Annotated in this window: 12 protein-coding genes; 7 read left to right on the plus strand and 5 right to left on the minus strand. The window is 39.3% G+C overall.

Annotation, left to right across the window (positions count from 1 at the left end; all coding sequences use genetic code 11):
• Positions 1-75: 75 nt before the first annotated feature.
• A complete protein-coding gene (typA, locus tag JXQ92_RS07170; RefSeq protein ID WP_421985919.1) occupies positions 76-1,878 on the plus strand; it encodes a translational GTPase TypA in 1,803 nt (600 codons plus the stop codon).
• Between the two features lie 40 nt (positions 1,879-1,918).
• The gene (locus JXQ92_RS07175) at positions 1,919-2,398 is read left to right on the plus strand and encodes a hypothetical protein (protein WP_421985920.1); all 480 of its coding nucleotides are present in this window, start codon (positions 1,919-1,921) and stop codon (positions 2,396-2,398) included.
• Here JXQ92_RS07175 and JXQ92_RS07180 read toward each other — a convergent pair whose 3' ends face one another.
• The 3 genes from JXQ92_RS07180 to JXQ92_RS07190 form a co-directional block, all read right to left on the minus strand.
• Positions 2,399-3,454 carry a phytase gene (locus tag JXQ92_RS07180; RefSeq protein ID WP_421985921.1) on the minus strand — a complete coding sequence of 352 codons (1,056 nt, stop codon included), beginning with the start codon at positions 3,452-3,454 and terminating at the stop codon, positions 2,399-2,401.
• Between the two features lie 51 nt (positions 3,455-3,505).
• The gene (locus JXQ92_RS07185; RefSeq protein ID WP_421985922.1) at positions 3,506-6,271 is read right to left on the minus strand and encodes a TonB-dependent receptor; all 2,766 of its coding nucleotides are present in this window, start codon (positions 6,269-6,271) and stop codon (positions 3,506-3,508) included.
• A gap of 248 nt (positions 6,272-6,519) precedes the next feature.
• Positions 6,520-7,386 carry an SDR family oxidoreductase gene (locus JXQ92_RS07190; protein WP_421985923.1) on the minus strand — a complete coding sequence of 289 codons (867 nt, stop codon included), beginning with the start codon at positions 7,384-7,386 and terminating at the stop codon, positions 6,520-6,522.
• A gap of 135 nt (positions 7,387-7,521) precedes the next feature.
• On the opposite strand from JXQ92_RS07190, the gene JXQ92_RS07195 reads away from it, so the two are divergent.
• On the plus strand, positions 7,522-8,475 hold the full coding sequence (locus tag JXQ92_RS07195) for an OmpA family protein (RefSeq protein ID WP_421985924.1): 954 nt from the start codon (positions 7,522-7,524) through the stop codon (positions 8,473-8,475).
• 31 nt (positions 8,476-8,506) lie between these two features.
• On the plus strand, positions 8,507-8,767 hold the full coding sequence (locus JXQ92_RS07200) for a hypothetical protein (RefSeq protein WP_421985925.1): 261 nt from the start codon (positions 8,507-8,509) through the stop codon (positions 8,765-8,767).
• A gap of 28 nt (positions 8,768-8,795) precedes the next feature.
• Here the strand turns inward: JXQ92_RS07200 and JXQ92_RS07205 are convergent, their stop codons facing one another.
• Positions 8,796-10,049: a DUF819 domain-containing protein gene (locus tag JXQ92_RS07205; RefSeq protein WP_421985926.1), complete on the minus strand. Its 1,254-nt coding sequence runs from the start codon at positions 10,047-10,049 to the stop codon at positions 8,796-8,798.
• Between the two features lie 309 nt (positions 10,050-10,358).
• Here JXQ92_RS07205 and JXQ92_RS07210 point away from each other — a divergent pair, with 309 nt between their 5' ends.
• The 3 genes from JXQ92_RS07210 to JXQ92_RS07220 all read left to right on the plus strand — a co-directional run bounded on the left by JXQ92_RS07210 (position 10,359) and on the right by JXQ92_RS07220 (position 14,027).
• On the plus strand, positions 10,359-11,744 hold the full coding sequence (locus tag JXQ92_RS07210) for a sodium-dependent transporter (protein WP_421985927.1): 1,386 nt from the start codon (positions 10,359-10,361) through the stop codon (positions 11,742-11,744).
• 95 nt (positions 11,745-11,839) lie between these two features.
• The gene (locus tag JXQ92_RS07215; protein WP_421985928.1) at positions 11,840-12,928 is read left to right on the plus strand and encodes a carbohydrate-binding family 9-like protein; all 1,089 of its coding nucleotides are present in this window, start codon (positions 11,840-11,842) and stop codon (positions 12,926-12,928) included.
• 16 nt (positions 12,929-12,944) lie between these two features.
• The gene (locus tag JXQ92_RS07220; protein WP_421985929.1) at positions 12,945-14,027 is read left to right on the plus strand and encodes a family 10 glycosylhydrolase; all 1,083 of its coding nucleotides are present in this window, start codon (positions 12,945-12,947) and stop codon (positions 14,025-14,027) included.
• 61 nt (positions 14,028-14,088) lie between these two features.
• On the opposite strand, the gene JXQ92_RS07225 is transcribed toward JXQ92_RS07220, so the two are convergent.
• Positions 14,089-17,307 carry a WD40/YVTN/BNR-like repeat-containing protein gene (locus JXQ92_RS07225; RefSeq protein ID WP_421985930.1) on the minus strand — a complete coding sequence of 1,073 codons (3,219 nt, stop codon included), beginning with the start codon at positions 17,305-17,307 and terminating at the stop codon, positions 14,089-14,091.
• Positions 17,308-17,385 lie beyond the last annotated feature (78 nt).

A 17,385-nucleotide genomic window follows, 5' to 3' on the forward strand; every position in this document is an offset into this window, starting at 1 on the left:
ACGACTTGTTATTGTTTTCATCACAATGTATTCATATTAAAACCTTACCTTTGCGGCTTCAAATTAGGAAGTCAAATGCAAAGCATCAGAAATATTGCCATCATTGCACACGTTGATCATGGCAAAACAACTTTAGTAGATAAGATTATTCACGCTTCGAAACTTTTCAGAGATAATCAAGAATCGGGCGATCTTATTCTAGATAATAATGATTTAGAGCGAGAAAGAGGAATTACCATTCTTTCCAAAAACGTTTCTGTTGTTTACAATGGTGTAAAAATCAACATCATTGACACGCCTGGTCACGCCGATTTTGGTGGTGAAGTAGAACGTGTACTTAAAATGGCTGATGGCGTATTGCTTCTGGTTGATGCTTTTGAAGGACCAATGCCTCAGACTAGATTCGTTTTAAGCAAAGCCTTGGCACTTGGCCTAACTCCTATTGTAGTGGTCAACAAAGTAGACAAAGAAAACTGTCGACCTGATGAAGTTCACGAGCAGGTGTTCGACCTAATGTTCAACTTAGACGCTACTGAAGAACAACTAAACTTCGAAACTATTTATGGTTCATCTAAGAATGGCTGGATGAGTGATGATTGGCAGAATCCTACTGATAACATTACACCATTATTAGATAAAATTGTTGAAGTTATCCCTGAAGCACCGTCTCCAGAAGGAACACCGCAATTTCAAGTGACTTCGCTCGACTATTCTTCTTTCGTTGGTAGAATAGCGATCGGAAGAGTTTATCAAGGAAGTATTGAGGAAGGTAAGTCAATGGGACTTACGAAAGCCGATGGCAGTGTTCAGCGTGTAAGAATTAAAGAACTTCAAGTTTTTGAAGGACTAGGCCGTAAAAAAGTAGAATCTGTTAAAGCAGGTGACCTTTGTGCTATCGTAGGACTAGACAATTTCGAAATTGGTGATACACTTACAGATTTTGATAACCCTCAAGCTTTAGAAAGACTAAGTATTGATGAGCCAACGATGAACATGCTTTTCACCATCAATAACTCACCTGGGTTTGGTAGTGAAGGTAAGTTTGTAACATCTAGACATTTAAGAGATCGTCTGATGAAAGAAACTGAAAAGAATTTGGCTTTAAGAGTTGAACCAACTGATAGTGAAGACAAATTCTTGGTTTACGGACGTGGTATTCTTCACTTGTCTGTTCTAATCGAAACGATGCGTCGTGAAGGCTATGAATTAATGGTAGGTCAACCACAGGTAATCTATAAGGAGATTGACGGTAAGAAATGCGAGCCTATTGAAACACTCGTGGTCGATGTTCCGGAAAACGTTTCTGGTAAAGTGATTGAATTAGCCACACAAAAGAAGGGTGAATTAAAGATAATGGAGCCAAAAGGCGACCAGCAACACCTTGAGTTTGAGATTCCTTCTCGTGGTTTGATTGGTTTAAGAAACAATGTGCTTACAGCTACAGGTGGTGAAGCAGTGATGAATCACCGATTCTTAGATTACCAACCGTTCAAAGGTGAAATTAAGGGTAGAAACAATGGTTCACTCATCTCTATGGAGAATGGACCAGGTACTCCTTATTCAATTGATAAACTTCAGGATAGAGGTATTTTCTTTGTTCCTCCTGGGGAAAATCTTTACACTGGACAGGTAATCGGCGAGCACTCTCGTGAAAACGATATTGTGGTAAATGTTCAGAAAGGAAAGCAGCTTACTAACATGAGAGCTTCTGGTTCTGATAGTAACTCTAAAATTGCCCCTCCAAGATTGTTCTCTCTTGAAGAAGGAATGGAATACATTCAGAAGGACGAATATTTAGAGATTACGCCTGCAAATATCCGTATGAGAAAGATCTATCTTGATGAGCATACAAGAATGAAAATGACGAAGACTTTGTAGTCATTCCAACTTATTTAAAGTTATAAGGGTCAAGATAAGTATGAAGAAGATACTATCTCTGACCCTTTTATTTTGTCTAATTGCACTTAACAGCTGCGAAAACGAAGGTTTTCCTTCAGAAGCTGAAAACATCCTATTCGGTAGTTTTGCCGGACATTGCTTTGGTAATTGTTTTAATGCTTTTCAAGTAGACAGCAGCAAAGTTCAGTCACACGATGCTGAAGGTCATTTTACATTCGATCAATACGAATTTCAACCCACTAGAACGCTCGATAAGGCGGCATTTACTGAAGCACGGGCGATAGTGAAGGGTATACCATCAGAACTTATCGATTCTAAAATTGAAAGCTATGGCTGTCCTGATTGTGCCGACCAAGGTGGTTACTTTGTTTTTTTCGAAACGGACGGCAGTCGTCAAATGGTGATCATAGATACTGCTGATACAAACGATCAATCAGAAGACATCATCCGATTCAAAAATAACATTAGAGACTTTATTGATAAATATAGAGATCAGTAATTACTGATCTCCCAAGTCAAGAATATCTTCTACTCTATAATACTGAAAGGTCTTATCGTCGGACATAGCCACGAATATTCCCTTCTTATAAGTTTCATTAAATGCCACATTGCTAATATCAGAACCGTCGCTTTCGCTGGTCGAGACATGAACTACTTTCACTAAATCGTGTTGATGCTTATTGTCTGCAGCCCCTTCCCTTTTGAAGATATGAAAGGCGTTGGCCTGTTGGTCAGACACTAAAATGAATCCTTTTCCATTTCCATTATCATAAATAGAGATCCCTTCATGATCATCGCGGAAACCTGTAGTAGCGAATAAAGCGAGCTCTTGATTACCCTTCTCAGGGTCTGCATAGTACTTTCTTACGCCTACTCCTTCATCGGAGTAATAGATGAACCCAAGTTCATGATCTACGGCAATAGACTCAATTTCTTTTTGTCCACTGTAATTTCCGAACTTCCTTACTAGTGTAGTGGTCACTAGGCCTTCTGCTGACGCACCCAGTCGATATTGCCAAAGATAAGTACCATCTGTTGGTCCAGTCTTTCTACCCATGATTACGAATACGGCACCATCAGTTGGACGCTTGTATAATGAGATCCCCATGAGATCTCTAAAAAGTGGTTCTGTTTCTCCTTCAAACACTGGAATTCCTCCACCATCGATAGGCTTCATATCAGGTATACTAAAAACCCTCAAGTTATGAGTTAGTCGTTCACCTGTGACGGCTATATCAATGGTATCATTTCCAAAAACGAAACCTTGTACCAAGTCAACATTATTGGGTCTTTGAAGACCTCTTATTACTTTATCTTCAACGACTTTACCAAATAAATCAAAGACATAAAGCGCACCATCTACATCTTTATCTGTGCCAATGATAAGACTCTTAGATGGATCTTTTTTATTTACCCAAATTGCCGGGTCATCAGTATCGTATATAACCGGATCTGTTATGGTAACAGGAACAATTCTATCAACATTCTCAGGTGGATTACAAGATGCTAATACGACAAAACCAAAAACGAGGTAGAGGCCTTTTAATTTCTTCATATTTATTAGATAAAGAGAAGGTCCAAAGAACCTTCTCCTGTTTACAATCTCTTATTTGAAAATATCGAACTTTAAACCAGCGTTCAATCTAGCATTGTAGTATTCACGCTGCATAGTTCTTGAGCTCACCCCTTGGTAATATCTTAACTCCTGGTTAGTGATGTTATTCACTTCGAAGAAGAATCTCCAATTCGGCTTAAAAGCATATGATCCGTTGATGTCAAGGAAGGTTTGTTTGTCATAGTATCGATCTTCAAAAGCCTCCCCACCAAGCTCATCAATGTAATCACTTGCATAATTCAATGACGCTCTTAACACGAGTTTATCAGTCTCATAAGATAATGAGGCATTAAACATATTTTCTGCCGTACCTGGCAATGCAATATCTTCGGCTTCTCTTCCTTGAATACCTGTAGTATTTGACTGCGTGTAAGTATAGTTTAAATAGATACCAAGACCTTTCCAAATCTGACGTTGAAGTGAGACTTCAATACCGTAAATTTCTGCGGTACCACCGTTATCAAACGTTGTGAATTGAAGGTCATTTCCAAACTGAGGGTCGTTGAATCCTTCTTGGCGCTGTTCGTAGATAAAGTTGCTGATGTCTTTGTAAAACATACCTCCTGATACAATACCAATGTTCTCAAAGTAGTTCTCGTACATTAAATCAAAATTGGTAGATGTAGCAGCTTCCAAATTTGGATTTCCTCTTACAAGTGCTTCATCATCTGGGCTAAACTCTGCATAAGGAACCAAATCAAAATAGTTTGGTCTTGCAATAGTATTCGTGTAGGCAAATCTTAAAACAGAATATTCGCTAAAGTTATAGTTCAGGTGAACGCCAGGCATAAAGTTTGTGTAGTTCTGAGATGCCGTTTCTGATGTAAACGTATCGTTATCTACATCGAAAAGGAAACCTGAATACTCAAGGCTTGTAGATTCTAAACGTAAACCAACAATACCGGAGAACTTATCGCTCATTTGAAAATCTGCCATAGCATATACACTAAAGATGTCTTCATCGGCAGTATAGTTACCTGAAATATACTCTCCTAACTCATCAGATTCATCGAAAATCGAAGCATTTCTAAGATCAAGCCCACCAAGAAATTCAGGTGTTACAAAGTTTCCAATTCTGTACTGGCTGCCTGCTAAATAGTCTGGGTTAGAAATGTCGGCATTTATAGCATCTCCTAAAGTTGCTCCGAACGCATTCTCATCGATCGGCTCATAAGAAAAGAATGAATTCGTTCTTACTTTATTCTTAGTTCTAAGTCTAGTACCAAACTTCAATATAGTGTTGTCAGAAGCGGGTAAGGTAAAATCAATTCTAGTGTTAAAATCCTCATCATAAGTATCCTGAAACTCTTCGGTAATCTCGTTGAAGCCAATACCAAAATTATCAGCAGGGTTTGTTAGTAGGGCTATAGGGAAACCTGGATCTCTTAGATCAAGGTTGACAGATTGTCCACTTTCTCTGTAACTGATATATCTTTCGTTTGGTCTTTCTTCCGATGCTCTAGCATATGAGGCAGACCATGTCATTCTCAATTTATCTAGTTGATGCTCCCCTTTTAAAGTCAGGTTTCTATTTCGCTGATCTTCCAACCGTCTATTATCAACTCTATCATTATCAATACCGCCTTTTGTTTGGAATTCAACTCTTGCAGGAAGCGTCCATTGGTTAGTACCCGTTAATACTTGGTCGCCATCATCAAAAGCATCATCAATTCGAGAAACTCTCATTCTATACCTGTTCTCCCAATCATCTCTCCAGTTGTAGACTCCAGATAGGATTAACTTGTGATTTGCATTGATTTCGTAGTCTAACGCTAGGTTAAAACTTCTTCTGATTCTTTGTAATTGGTACTCCCTAATATCAAACTCCTCGATGAGTGCTTCACCATTATCTCCTTCAAACCAAACAGCCTCGAAGTTGTCAGAACCTAAATTGTGGTTATTGTAACTTGCAGAAAACAATGCGCCTAACTTGCCTTCTGCAAAGCGGTCAGAAACAATTACACTACCCGTCCAGATAGGTTTATTTGATAAAAAGTTATATCCAGAAGCTACTGTCCCAGAAATACGCCCTCCGTCAGGAGCTGATCTCGTTACAAGGTTTACAGAACCTCCTATTGCATCGGCATCCATATCTGGCAATACGGCTTTATTCACTTGAATGGTCTGAATTAAATCTGATGGAATAAGGTCTAACTGCACATTTCTATTGTCTCCTTCAGCAGAAGGAACTCTTTCTCCATTGAGCATTACAGAGTTTAACTGTGGAGCTAAGCCTCTAATAATAATATTTCTTGCTTCGCCTTGGTCATTTTGAATAGTGATACCTGGAATTCTTTTTAGCGCATCACCAATATTAGCATCTGGAAACCTACCAATCTGATCTGCTGCTACAACATTTGTAATATTCGCGTTAGTTCTCTGTTGGTTTAGGGCTTTAGCTTGACCTTTTAATCTATCACCTAAAATAATTACTTCTCCACCTGCTGCAAACCCAGGCTCCATTTTCACATCTATTACAGTAGTTTCATTTGCCTTTACAGTAAGCGTTTTTTCAACTTTCTTGTAACCTATAAAACTGACGGTCATTTTATGTGACCCAGCAGGCACTTGTGCTAATGTATAATAACCGTTTTCATCTGTTGGTATACCTTTATTTGTGCTTATAAGAAAAACACTTGCTCCCGGCAATGGTAGCCCTAGTTCGTCTGTGATTCTTCCTTTTACAACTCCATTCTGGGCATAGCCAGCTTGAATAAGTGCGAAGAATGTAATGAGTATAGATAAGGTTCTTTTCATGGGTTTTAATTTGACCCAAAGGTGTTAAGTACCTTAGACTTAAACGTGTAAGCTATTTTAAGAAATCATGAAAAATCGGACATAAATAGCACTTCAATAATAACTAAACGTTAAGGATATTAATTCAATGTTAAGACCAACTAAGCATCAGACTTCTAGAGCGTTGAATAGATGGTTTGTAAGCTAAAAATCAGTCCTTTTTAGCTTTCTTTTTGCCTTCCAATAGCCCCAGAGTAACTTGGGGCCTATCACTTTTTTGACCTTGCAGCTTCCATCATATCCCACATTTCTTGAGGTACTTTTTCCAAATGGCTGAATTCACCTGCTCCCATGAGCCATTCACCACCATCAATGGTCACCACTTCTCCGTTAACATAGGCTGAATAATCAGACATAAGATAGCCTGCCAGATTCGCCAACTCTTGATGCTCTCCTACTCTACCGACAGGTACGAGTTTCGCAGGGTCGAATTTATCGATCAGATCACCTGGTAGCAATCTACTCCAAGCCCCTTCCGTTGGAAACGGCCCCGGGGCAATAGCATTCATTCGTATTTTGTATTTAGACCATTCTACAGCTAACGACCTTGTCATGGCTAAAACACCTGCTTTGGCACAGGCTGAAGGCACAACATAACCGGAACCTGTCCAGGCATATGTTGTCACAATATTTAATACAGTACCTGCTTGCTTCTGCTCAATCCACTTTTTTCCTAAGGCCAAAGTGAAATTAGTAGTTCCTTTTAAAACTATATCTATTATAGTATCGAATGCTCTATGCGAAAGTCTTTCTGTTGGGCTTACAAAATTACCAGCTGCATTATTCAGCAAACCATTAATTTGACCAAAACGCTCTTCTGCTTTATTCAATACATTCTCTACCTGCTCGTAGTCTCTAACATCACATTGCACGGCTAAAACTTTACCGCCTGTTTCCTGCTCTAATTCTTGGGCGGTTTTTTCCAATACCTCCAACTTTCTACTAGTGATCACCAAATTGGCACCTACTTCTAAGAAGTATTTACCCATTGACCTTCCTAGCCCTGTACCTCCACCCGTTACAATAATAGTTTGTCCTTTTAAGGCATCATCTTTAAGCATTCCGTCCGTTCTCATTTCATTGTTGTTTATAGAGGCTTATAAGTTAAATAATATTATGCATGCAGCATAACTTTTCTCGCCTCGGTGTGTTTAGTATCCCATAAGTTTCTCATTGGAAATGGCCATATTTGCATAACTCAATAAATACCAATGACTCATTTTTTTAAGAAATTATCGATTCTCACAGTCATCTCATTGCTACTTGCTTCTTGTGTAGCCAAAAAAGAATTCGATGCGGTCTCTTTAGAACGAAATCAGCTAGAAAACGATAAAACAAGACTCCAAGAAGAGCTGAAGGTTGCTGCTGAAAAAACGAATCGACTTGAAGTTCAAGTGGAAGACTTACAAGGTAAAAACGTCGCGCTTAAAAACGACTTGGATATATTAATTAAGGAGTTAAAGAAAGTACAAGATGATTATACGCGCATCAAACAGCTTTATGACAATCTTCTAACCAATAGCAGTCAATTGAGTACTGATATTGCCCAGCAACAACAACGTTTGTTGGCTATAGAAGATGAATTAGAAATTGAACAGAAGAGAAATCAAGAATTGGCCGAAGACCTTTCAAAAAGAGAGGCCAAAGTTGCTGAACTTGAACGTTTAATCGCGGAAAAAGACTTAGCCGTTCAAAATTTAAAGAAACGCGTTACCGATGCCTTGCTCAACTTTGGTGAAAACGACCTTTCTGTAGAAGTAAAAAACGGGAAAGTATATGTTTCGCTGGCCGAAAAACTCTTATTCAATTCAGGAAGCACAAAAGTTGATGAAAAAGGTGTTGGTGCGCTAAAACAACTAGCGAATGCTTTAAAAGGCAATAATGAGATCAATATAATGGTAGAAGGCCATACCGATAATGTTCCATTAAGCGGCTCTGGTAAATTTGAAGACAATTGGGACCTAAGTGTTATTCGCGCTACTTCCATTGTAAGAATTTTGATAGACAACGGCATCCTGAACGAAGTGATTACAGCTTCAGGCCGAGGAGAATTTTCTCCAGTTGCAGAAAATTCAACTGCTGAAAATAAAGCCCTCAATAGACGGACTGAAATCATACTCACCCCAAAATTAGATAAGTTGTTTCAGCTACTTGAAACTTACTAAACAATTGCCCTAACTAAATGATTAATTCCTTATGCTAGTCAAAAATGAATTTGAGGGATACTCGGTAGAAGAGTTAGAGGTTAAGAAAAAGAAGTTCTTGAGGCTTCAAGTTACCCTTATGAGTTTCGCAGGACTTATTGCATTAGCAGTGGGCATTTATTCTTATGTCATAGGAAACTCACAAGGCTATACGCTTATTCCTATCGTATTGATAGTAGGTTTTGGCTACCCACTCTGGGCATTTGGCAACTTAAGACGAAACGCTCAAAGGGAAATAGACAGCCGAAAATAGCAGTCTTTACTTATCCCTTCCCTCTCAATTACGATGAAACACTCGACATCAGTTGAGCACATAATAAGGCTCCATAAGTTCCTAAAGCATAACCAAGAACTGCCAACAATACACCAACTGGCGCTAATGCCGGACTAAAAGCTGATGCTACTACTGGCGCAGATGCAGCACCACCAACATTGGCTTGACTACCAACCGCCACAAAGAAAAACGGTGCTTTCACCAACTTTGCCACACCGATCATTATAATCACATGCACTAACATCCATGTGATGCCTATGGCAAATAGACCTAGGTTATTGAAAATTTCACCAATATTCATATTCATACCAATCGTAGCAACGAGGATAAAAATGAAAACGCTACCCAGTCTTGAGGCACCGGCTCCTTCGTACTTCCTCATTTTGGTAAAGGATAAGGCAACTCCAATTGTAGTGGCGATAACCACCAGCCAAAAGAAACCAGAGGCTAAAGACGTCAGACTATATTTTTCTAACCACTCCATTTTAGTATCCATAAATGGGGCGATATTATCAGCACCCCAATGGGCGAGTGCTGTACCTCCAAAGCCAATAGCAAGAATGGTCATTACTTCGGAAAGCGTTGGAATCTTAGCGATACTTGCTTGATAATCTTCGACACGCGTTTTTAAATCGTCGATAGCCGTAGTATCAGATTTAAGCCATTTATCTACCTTTTTAGTAATACTAGCCCCATATAGCAAAAAGCCTGTCCAAATGTTGGCACATATCACATCCACTACAATCATGGTTGAAAACAAGCCATCACTTACTCCAAATATTTCCTTCATGGATGCTTGATTAGCACCTCCTCCAATCCAACTCCCAGCAACGGTTGCCAAACCTCGCCATACTTCTTCTCCTCCACCCACATCAAGAATACTTGGTGCTAGCCAAGAAATAAGGAGAATAGCCAAAGGTCCGCCAATTACAATACCTATGGTTGCTGCAAAAAACATGATCAAGGCTTTTGGGCCTAGATTTATGATACCCTTAAGATCAATACTTAAGCAAAGCAATATCAGACTCGCTGGTAACAAGTAGCGCGATGCCATAAAATACAAGTTGGAATCTTCTCCTGAAACTAAGCCTAGCGGCCAATTCAGGAAACCAGGCAAGAAATAGCAAAGTAGAACACTAGGTACTATTGAATAGAATTTCTTCCATTTAGGGTTTGTAGATGACGAGGTGTGAAATACCCAAGCAATTATTGTTACTAAAAGCCCAAGTACAACGGCGTCATTGGTAAAATATGGTTCCATAAGTCTCTTTTCGAAAGGTCAATAATAGCTGTTTTTTCGGAATACCTTAATCGTATTTATATCCTTCTGCTCTATCCTCTTCCAAATCAACGCCTAAGCCCAGACTAATTGATTCATATAACTGCGAATGAGCATACTAACTACTTATAAGATAGTTGTAGAAGGCAAGAGAATCAACATAATCGATGAAACTACCCCTCTAATCAGATGATTTTAAATTTCGAGATAGCAAGAGTCGTACTTTTTTGATGAATAGCACTCTTCACAATCAAGAATCACATATATTCGGATTTCAAAAATTAAATAGTAATGGCAGCAAGAGGTGGCTTTTCAAGTCGATTAGGTTTTATAGCAGCAGCAGCGGGTTCAGCCGTAGGTTTAGGTAACATCTGGAAATTTCCATTTGAAGTTGGAGATGGCGGTGGCGCAGCATTTGTGGTTATCTATCTACTTTTTTGTTTTATCCTATGCTTTCCAGTTATGGTTACAGAAGTAGCTATAGGACGGAAAACTCAAAAGAATGCTGTCGGTGCTTTCAATGCACTAGGCTTTAAAAGGTGGAACGTTGTCGGTAAACTCGGCATCCTCAGTGGGGTAATCATATTGTCCTTTTACAATGTGGTTGCTGGTTGGGCATTCGGTTATTTCATTGAAATGGTGTTAGGCCATTTTGATATTGGCCAACGTTTTGGTGAATTCACGGCAGATTTCATTAAAGTGGGTGCTTATTCTATTCTTTTTATGTTAGCAACATCTTATATCGTTTCAAGAGGTGTGTCAGGCGGTATAGAAAAAGCTTCAAAAATCTTAATGCCTGCTTTAATACTGATGATTTTGTCATTAGTCGTTTATTCTTTCACACTGCCAAATGCTATGGCCGGAGTAGAATTCTATCTAGTACCTGATTTCAGTAAAATAAATCTAGCGGTAATTAGTGGCGCTTTAAGACAATCTTTCTTCTCCCTTTCCTTAGGTATGGGTGCTTTAATCACTTATGGTAGTTATTTAAGTAAAAAAGAGAACATTGTATCTTCTTCTGCCCTGATCACTTTAGCGGATGTTGGAATGGCATTTTTAGCGGGATTAATGATCTTCCCATTTGTTGCCTTTAACAGTGGCGGAGATATGTCGAACGCTTCTGGTGGAGCGGGCTTAATTTTCGTAAATCTTCCTGGTGTATTTGAAACCTTAGGCGGTGCTGGGGTTGTTATCGGCTCTCTTTTCTTCTTATTACTATCTTTTGCAGCATTAACTTCAACTGTATCTCTACTAGAAGTACCTGTATCTTATGTTGTAGATGAATACAAAATGAAGCGTAGTAAGGCTACCATGATCGTAGCTTTCATTATCTTCTTAATTGGTATTCCTTCTTTACTCGCAAATGGCGCCTCTGATCTGTTTGGTAGATTTGTCACTTACTTTAACGCCAATAGTCCTACAGATTTCATGACTTTTGCAGGGCACATTGCAGATACGTTCCTAGTTTTAGGAGGGTCGTTAATCGTCATTTTTGCGGCATATGTATGGAAAACCAAAAACTTAGAACAAGAATTATCTGAAGGCTATAGTGGCTTTTCCAATTCTTTTGTAAAGAAATACTTACGCTTTACAATCAGTTACCTCAGCCCAGTTCTATTAATCCTTTTATTCGTTCTGGTAGTTCTAAGTAACTTCTTCGGAATTAATATTGGTTAATAAAACCAACAAAGTATCAATCCCCCTTCCTTTATTGGTTGGGGGATTTCTTTTTAACTTGTTTGTAAACTGTTCTGAGTGACGCACTTTATTTCATGAAACGCTTGTCTTCAATTCTTATCACACTATTACTATCTACAACAATTGGCTTTTCGCAAAAGGATATTATTGAGGTAAGATCCTATAAGGCTATGAAAACCTCTGAGCCAATTTTGGTTGATGGTATGGACAATGAAAACTCATGGAGCAATGCCAAATGGTCTCAAGACTTTATCGATATTGAAGGCGATAAAAAACCAAAGCCCTATCGGAATACAAGGGTTAAAATGCTCTGGGACGAAAGTTACTTCTACTTTTTTGCACTCTTAGAGGAACCTCATATCTGGGCAAAATTGACTGAACGTGATGCTGTAATATTTTACGACAACGATTTTGAGATTTTCATTGACCCAGACGGAGATACTCACAATTATACCGAATTTGAAATCAATGCCTTGAATACTGTTTGGGATTTGCTCCTAACGAAACCTTATAGAGATCAAGGGCATGCAATTAATGCTTATGATATCAATGGTTTAAAATCGGCAGTAAAGATTAACGGTACATTGAATGACCCAAGCGATATCGACCAGAGTTGGTCTGTTGAAATAGCCATCCCATGGAAGGTCTTTAAGCAAACTACCAACGTGAAATCTCCACCTTTTTCCGGTGACTCATGGCGCGTTAACTTCTCTAGAGTACAGTGGGAAACCAATATTGAAGGCAACGACTACGTAAAGAAGAAGGATGCTAAAACTGGCAAAAACTTACCAGAGAACAACTGGGTATGGTCTCAGCAAAGGGCTATAGCCATGCACGAGCCAGAATTTTGGGGCAATGTTGTCTTCTTAGATCAGCCCGAAGAAGCCATTCTTCAAAACACTTTAGATCTTAGAGCTGAAGAGGTAAGACAGCTACTATATCAAATACACAGAAAACAGAAGAGTTTTGTTCGCGCTACAAAGACCTTTACTAGTCAGAAAAGTCACTTACTGGCTGAAAAAGAATTTAGTTTTGGACTACCGATAGTATGGAATTTGGAGGCGGACAAACATGGCTATCAGGCTATAATGAATGATCCTTTTGACGCGACTATCTTATGGTTAATCGATCAGACCGGTAGGCTTTTGAAAAAGAAAAAATAACTCTTAGCATAAACTCATGGATAAAAGAAAATTCATCAAGCAAGTTGGACTTGGCTCGGCAGCGATAATGGCTTCTCCCTTGATTTTCACGTCATGTGACAATTCCAAGGAAGAAGATTTCAAGTTATGGATGTGGGTTGGCAACGGGGCGAACAAAACTGAAACAGAATGGCGAACTCAGTTAACAAGGTTAAAGGACCTAGGCTTTTATGGCGTGCTCGCTGGTGGTGGAGTTGAAACGCTTAATATGACCGTACCTATAGCTAAATCTCTCGGGTTGGAAATTCACTCATGGCAATGGGTAATGAACAGACCTGGTAATAAAGAAGCAATGGCTCATCCGGATTGGTATGCCGTCAGTAGAGATGGCAATTCTAGTTTAGACGTCAATCCTTATGTAGGTTATTACCAATGGCTCTGCCCTTCTAAGCCAGAAGTTCAAGACTACATTATTAAAGGAATGATCGACATAGCCGAAGTTGAGGGTCTAAATGGCGTTCAATTAGATTATGTTCGATACTGCGATGTAATTCTTCCTCGTGGACTTTGGGAGAAATACGATCTTGTTCAAGATCACGAAATGCCTGAATATGACTTCTGCTACTGTGATACTTGTAGAGGAAAATTCAAAGCTGAACAGGGATACGATCCTTTAGATTTGGACGATCCGAGTCAGGATAAAAAATGGCTTCAGTTTAGATATGACTCCATTACTAACCTTGTAAATAGAATAGCTATTGAAGTTCATAAGCGAAATAAAAAGCTCTCTGCTTCTGTATTTGCGACGCCTAATCTGGCTAGAAAATATGTACGTCAGGCTTGGGATGAATGGGATTTGGACTTTGTATTCCCAATGATTTACTATCAGTTTTATGCCGAAGAAATAGACTTTATCAGAACTGGTACGCAAGAAGGTGTTGATGCGCTAAAAGGCTCCAAACCTCTTTACACTGCTCAATACCTTAGCGAAAAAACTACCGAGGATGTTGAGGTTATGATTGAAAAAGTAAAAGCTGGTGGTGCTAACGGTATTGCTTTCTATGACTACGGTTTATTAAATGAAGAAAAGGCCGCTGTACTAGAAGCGCTGAAAAAGTAATTCAGCAAAGACAAAAAAAGGCCTCGATTAAATCGAGGCCTTTTTTTATATACTATTCTTTTTAGTCGTTATCTGGTGAAGTAGAGGTATCTGTTTCCTTCTTACTCTTCTTCTTTTTAATAATAATTGCGTCAACAGATTTCTGTTTTACAAGATTATTAAAATCAGGCAGATCATCGGACATGATTTTTCTAAGTTTTTCCAATTCATCATCAATCTGCTGGGTAAGCTCTCTTCTCACCGTTTCAGACTGTGCGGTCGGTCTCCATTCTCCTCCACCAGATACACCTAGCAATGCTGCTAGCTTGTTATTTAACCTGATAGGGAAGTTCAATGGATCTTGACCTGAACGATTCTTAGTTTGGTAAAGTGCTTCTTCAATCACTTTCATCTTATCTAGCAACGCTTTACCTGCATCAATTACTTCTTTGTAGCGATCGTCTCCTCTAATTTTATTCATCAAATCATTCATCTGATCACGAGTAGATCTAATGTCTTTAATCGCAACATGCGTTTCAGTTACCTTATCTCTCACTTTGATTAAGAATTCAAATTGTGCTTGAATATCAGCATCAGTAGATGGGTAACGCGGGTCGCGCAATAGGGTAAATGGAGTCTCTTGAACTTCATCTCCTACTATTAACTTAGCAGTATAAGTTCCTGAAGGTGCTAATGGTCCTGGTCCTCTAATTGAAGCCGCCCACATAATTAAGCCTTCAAATCCCTCCGCATTGTCATATCGCATATTCCAGTTGAACATGTTCAAACCTTTCTTTGGTGATTGCTTGAATGATTTAATTAGCTCGCCTTCTTTGCCATAAATCTCAATGGCTACTTTAGTTCCTTTAGCTACTTCATCCTTCATGTTGTAGTAAATCATAGGCCCAGCAGGCTTATTTTTACCGTACAATAATGTAATAGCATTGTTACCTCCTCTGTTTCCAAAACGGCCACCTCCGCCACCTAGGCGATATGCATCCATTGGTTTGAATAAATGCACGCTTTTAGCAGCTACTTCATCTGATAATTGATGTAGGATGGTTAAATCGTCGATCATCCAGAACGATCTACCTTGTGTGGCAGCGATTAAGTTGTTCTCCTTAATGGTTAAATCAGTGATTGGCACGATAGGCAAATTCATTTGAAGAGGTTTCCAAGAAGCCCCATCGTCAAAAGACACAAACATGCCTCTTTCTGTACCTGCATATAACAAACCCTGTCGCTCAGGATCGGCTCTTAATACTCTAGTAAAATATGTATTAGGAATACCTGAGGTTATTTTAGTCCAAGTTTTACCATAGTCCTTCGTTTTGAATAAATATGGCTCATAATCCCCCATTTTGTATTGAGTACCAGCTATATATGCTCCTCCTTTTACAAAAGGATCAGCATCTATACTATTAATCATTAGGTACTTAGGCATATCTGGAGAAGTTACATTCTCCCAGTTTTTACCACCATCTCTAGTTACATGTACAAGTCCATCATCAGAACCTGCCCAAAGAAGACCTTCTTCATAAGGAGATTCAATTGCTGCAAATACTGTCGCATAATATTCTACGGAAGTATCATCGTAGGTAATCGGACCACCAGATTTACCTAATTTGTCTGGCTCAGCTCTTGTTAAGTCTGGGCTAATAATTTCCCAAGACTGACCTTCATTTGTACTTAGGTGCACTTGATTGGAAGTGGTATATAACTTCTTTGAATCGTGTGGTGAGAAAAATATAGGGAAGTTCCACTGGAACCTGTATTTGTAATCTTCTGCACCATGCCCCATTGGATTGTCTGGCCACGCATTGATATTTCTGTTAATTCCTTTATCGTGATCAACACGGGTTAAAAACCCGCCGTAGCTACCACCATATACTATATCTGGGTTGTCAGGGTTAGGTGCTATATGCGCACTCTCTCCTCCTGCTGTAGACTCCCAGTTGTCTTCAGTAATGGCAAAACCAAATGATCTGTGATCTATTCTTACTGTTGAGTTATCTTGTTGTGCACCATAAATTCTGTATGGAAATGCATTATCAGTTGTAACTCTATAAAATTGTGCTGTAGGCTGATTATCGTCAGTAGACCATGAATTACCAGCATTGTAAGAAATCTGAGCACCGCCGTCATCCGCAATACCTAATCTTTTATTGTCTTCTGGAGCAATCCATAAGTCATGGTGATCACCGTGAGGTGCGTTTCTTCTATTAAAAGTTCTGCCTCCATCATTTGAAGTGTGATAACCTACGTTTAGTACATATACTCTATCCTCGTCTTGCGTATCGGCATATATTCTTGAGTAATACCAAGCTCTTTGCCTTAGTGCACGATCAGAGTTCGTGTTTCTCCAAGTTTCTCCGCCATCTGTTGACTTGTAAACGCCACCTTTATTTGCTTCTATAATCGCGTAGATAGTATTTGAGTTCACAGGTGAAATGGCTACTCCACTAATTCCAATAGGACCATTAGGCATTCCTCTTTTGTCCATTATGTTTTCCCAAGTTTCTCCACCGTCTTTAGATCTCCAAACACCAGAACCTTCGCCACCTGATGTTAAGCTGTAAGGTGTTCTTCTCACTCGCCAAGTACTCGCCATCATAAAATCAGGGTTACTCGGGTCTAATGAAATATCTACTGCCCCCGCATCTGCATTGGCATACAATACTTTTCTCCAGTTCTTTCCACCATCGGTAGTTTTATAAACACCCCTTGTTTCAGAAGATTTGTACAAGTCACCCATTACGGCTATCCAAACTACATCTGGATTGTCTGGGTGAATTTTGATTCGCCCAACATGCATTCCATTTTCTAATCCGATATTCTTCCATGTCTCACCACCATCAACTGACTTCCAGATTCCTTCAAAACCAGAGGAAACATTACCTCTTACAGTTTCTTCGCCTTGGCCTACATAAATCACTTTTGTATTCGATTCACTTACTGCAACAGCACCAATTGAACCTCCGAAATATCCATCTGAAATGTTTTCCCAGGTTGTGCCACCATTTTCGGTTTTCCAAACACCGCCGCCAGTAGCACCCATATAAAATACTTGTGGTTTACCTACCACTCCTGTTACTGAGGAAGCTCTTCCTCCACGGAAAGGGCCTATAGACCTCCACTCAATGCCATTATAGACATCGGCACGCGGATCTTGAACGGTCTGATTTTCGGATTTTTTTGATTTCCTAGCTCGGCGTTGCGCTTGAGCATCAAAGGCAAAAGAAAACAAGAGCAAACAGGCCAAGGCCATCACTCCTTTAGTTGAGAATCTTTTTGCTAGCATAATTATTAGTTTGATTAAGGTAATTCTACTCTAGAGTTATTACGCTAATAATTTAGGAACTAACAGCCAATTTGAGAA

Origin of the sequence: Roseivirga sp. (assembly GCF_049099775.1) — a bacterium.
Classification (GTDB): domain Bacteria; phylum Bacteroidota; class Bacteroidia; order Cytophagales; family Cyclobacteriaceae; genus Roseivirga.

Coding starts and splice junctions, on each gene's coding strand:
- typA (WP_421985919.1), top strand. CDS start 76: ATGCAAAGCATCAGAAATATTGCCATCATTGCACACGTTGATCATGGC.
- JXQ92_RS07175 (WP_421985920.1), top strand. CDS start 1,919: ATGAAGAAGATACTATCTCTGACCCTTTTATTTTGTCTAATTGCACTT.
- JXQ92_RS07180 (WP_421985921.1), bottom strand. CDS start 3,454: ATGAAGAAATTAAAAGGCCTCTACCTCGTTTTTGGTTTTGTCGTATTA.
- JXQ92_RS07185 (WP_421985922.1), bottom strand. CDS start 6,271: ATGAAAAGAACCTTATCTATACTCATTACATTCTTCGCACTTATTCAA.
- JXQ92_RS07190 (WP_421985923.1), bottom strand. CDS start 7,386: ATGAGAACGGACGGAATGCTTAAAGATGATGCCTTAAAAGGACAAACT.
- JXQ92_RS07195 (WP_421985924.1), top strand. CDS start 7,522: ATGACTCATTTTTTTAAGAAATTATCGATTCTCACAGTCATCTCATTG.
- JXQ92_RS07200 (WP_421985925.1), top strand. CDS start 8,507: ATGCTAGTCAAAAATGAATTTGAGGGATACTCGGTAGAAGAGTTAGAG.
- JXQ92_RS07205 (WP_421985926.1), bottom strand. CDS start 10,049: ATGGAACCATATTTTACCAATGACGCCGTTGTACTTGGGCTTTTAGTA.
- JXQ92_RS07210 (WP_421985927.1), top strand. CDS start 10,359: ATGGCAGCAAGAGGTGGCTTTTCAAGTCGATTAGGTTTTATAGCAGCA.
- JXQ92_RS07215 (WP_421985928.1), top strand. CDS start 11,840: ATGAAACGCTTGTCTTCAATTCTTATCACACTATTACTATCTACAACA.
- JXQ92_RS07220 (WP_421985929.1), top strand. CDS start 12,945: ATGGATAAAAGAAAATTCATCAAGCAAGTTGGACTTGGCTCGGCAGCG.
- JXQ92_RS07225 (WP_421985930.1), bottom strand. CDS start 17,307: ATGCTAGCAAAAAGATTCTCAACTAAAGGAGTGATGGCCTTGGCCTGT.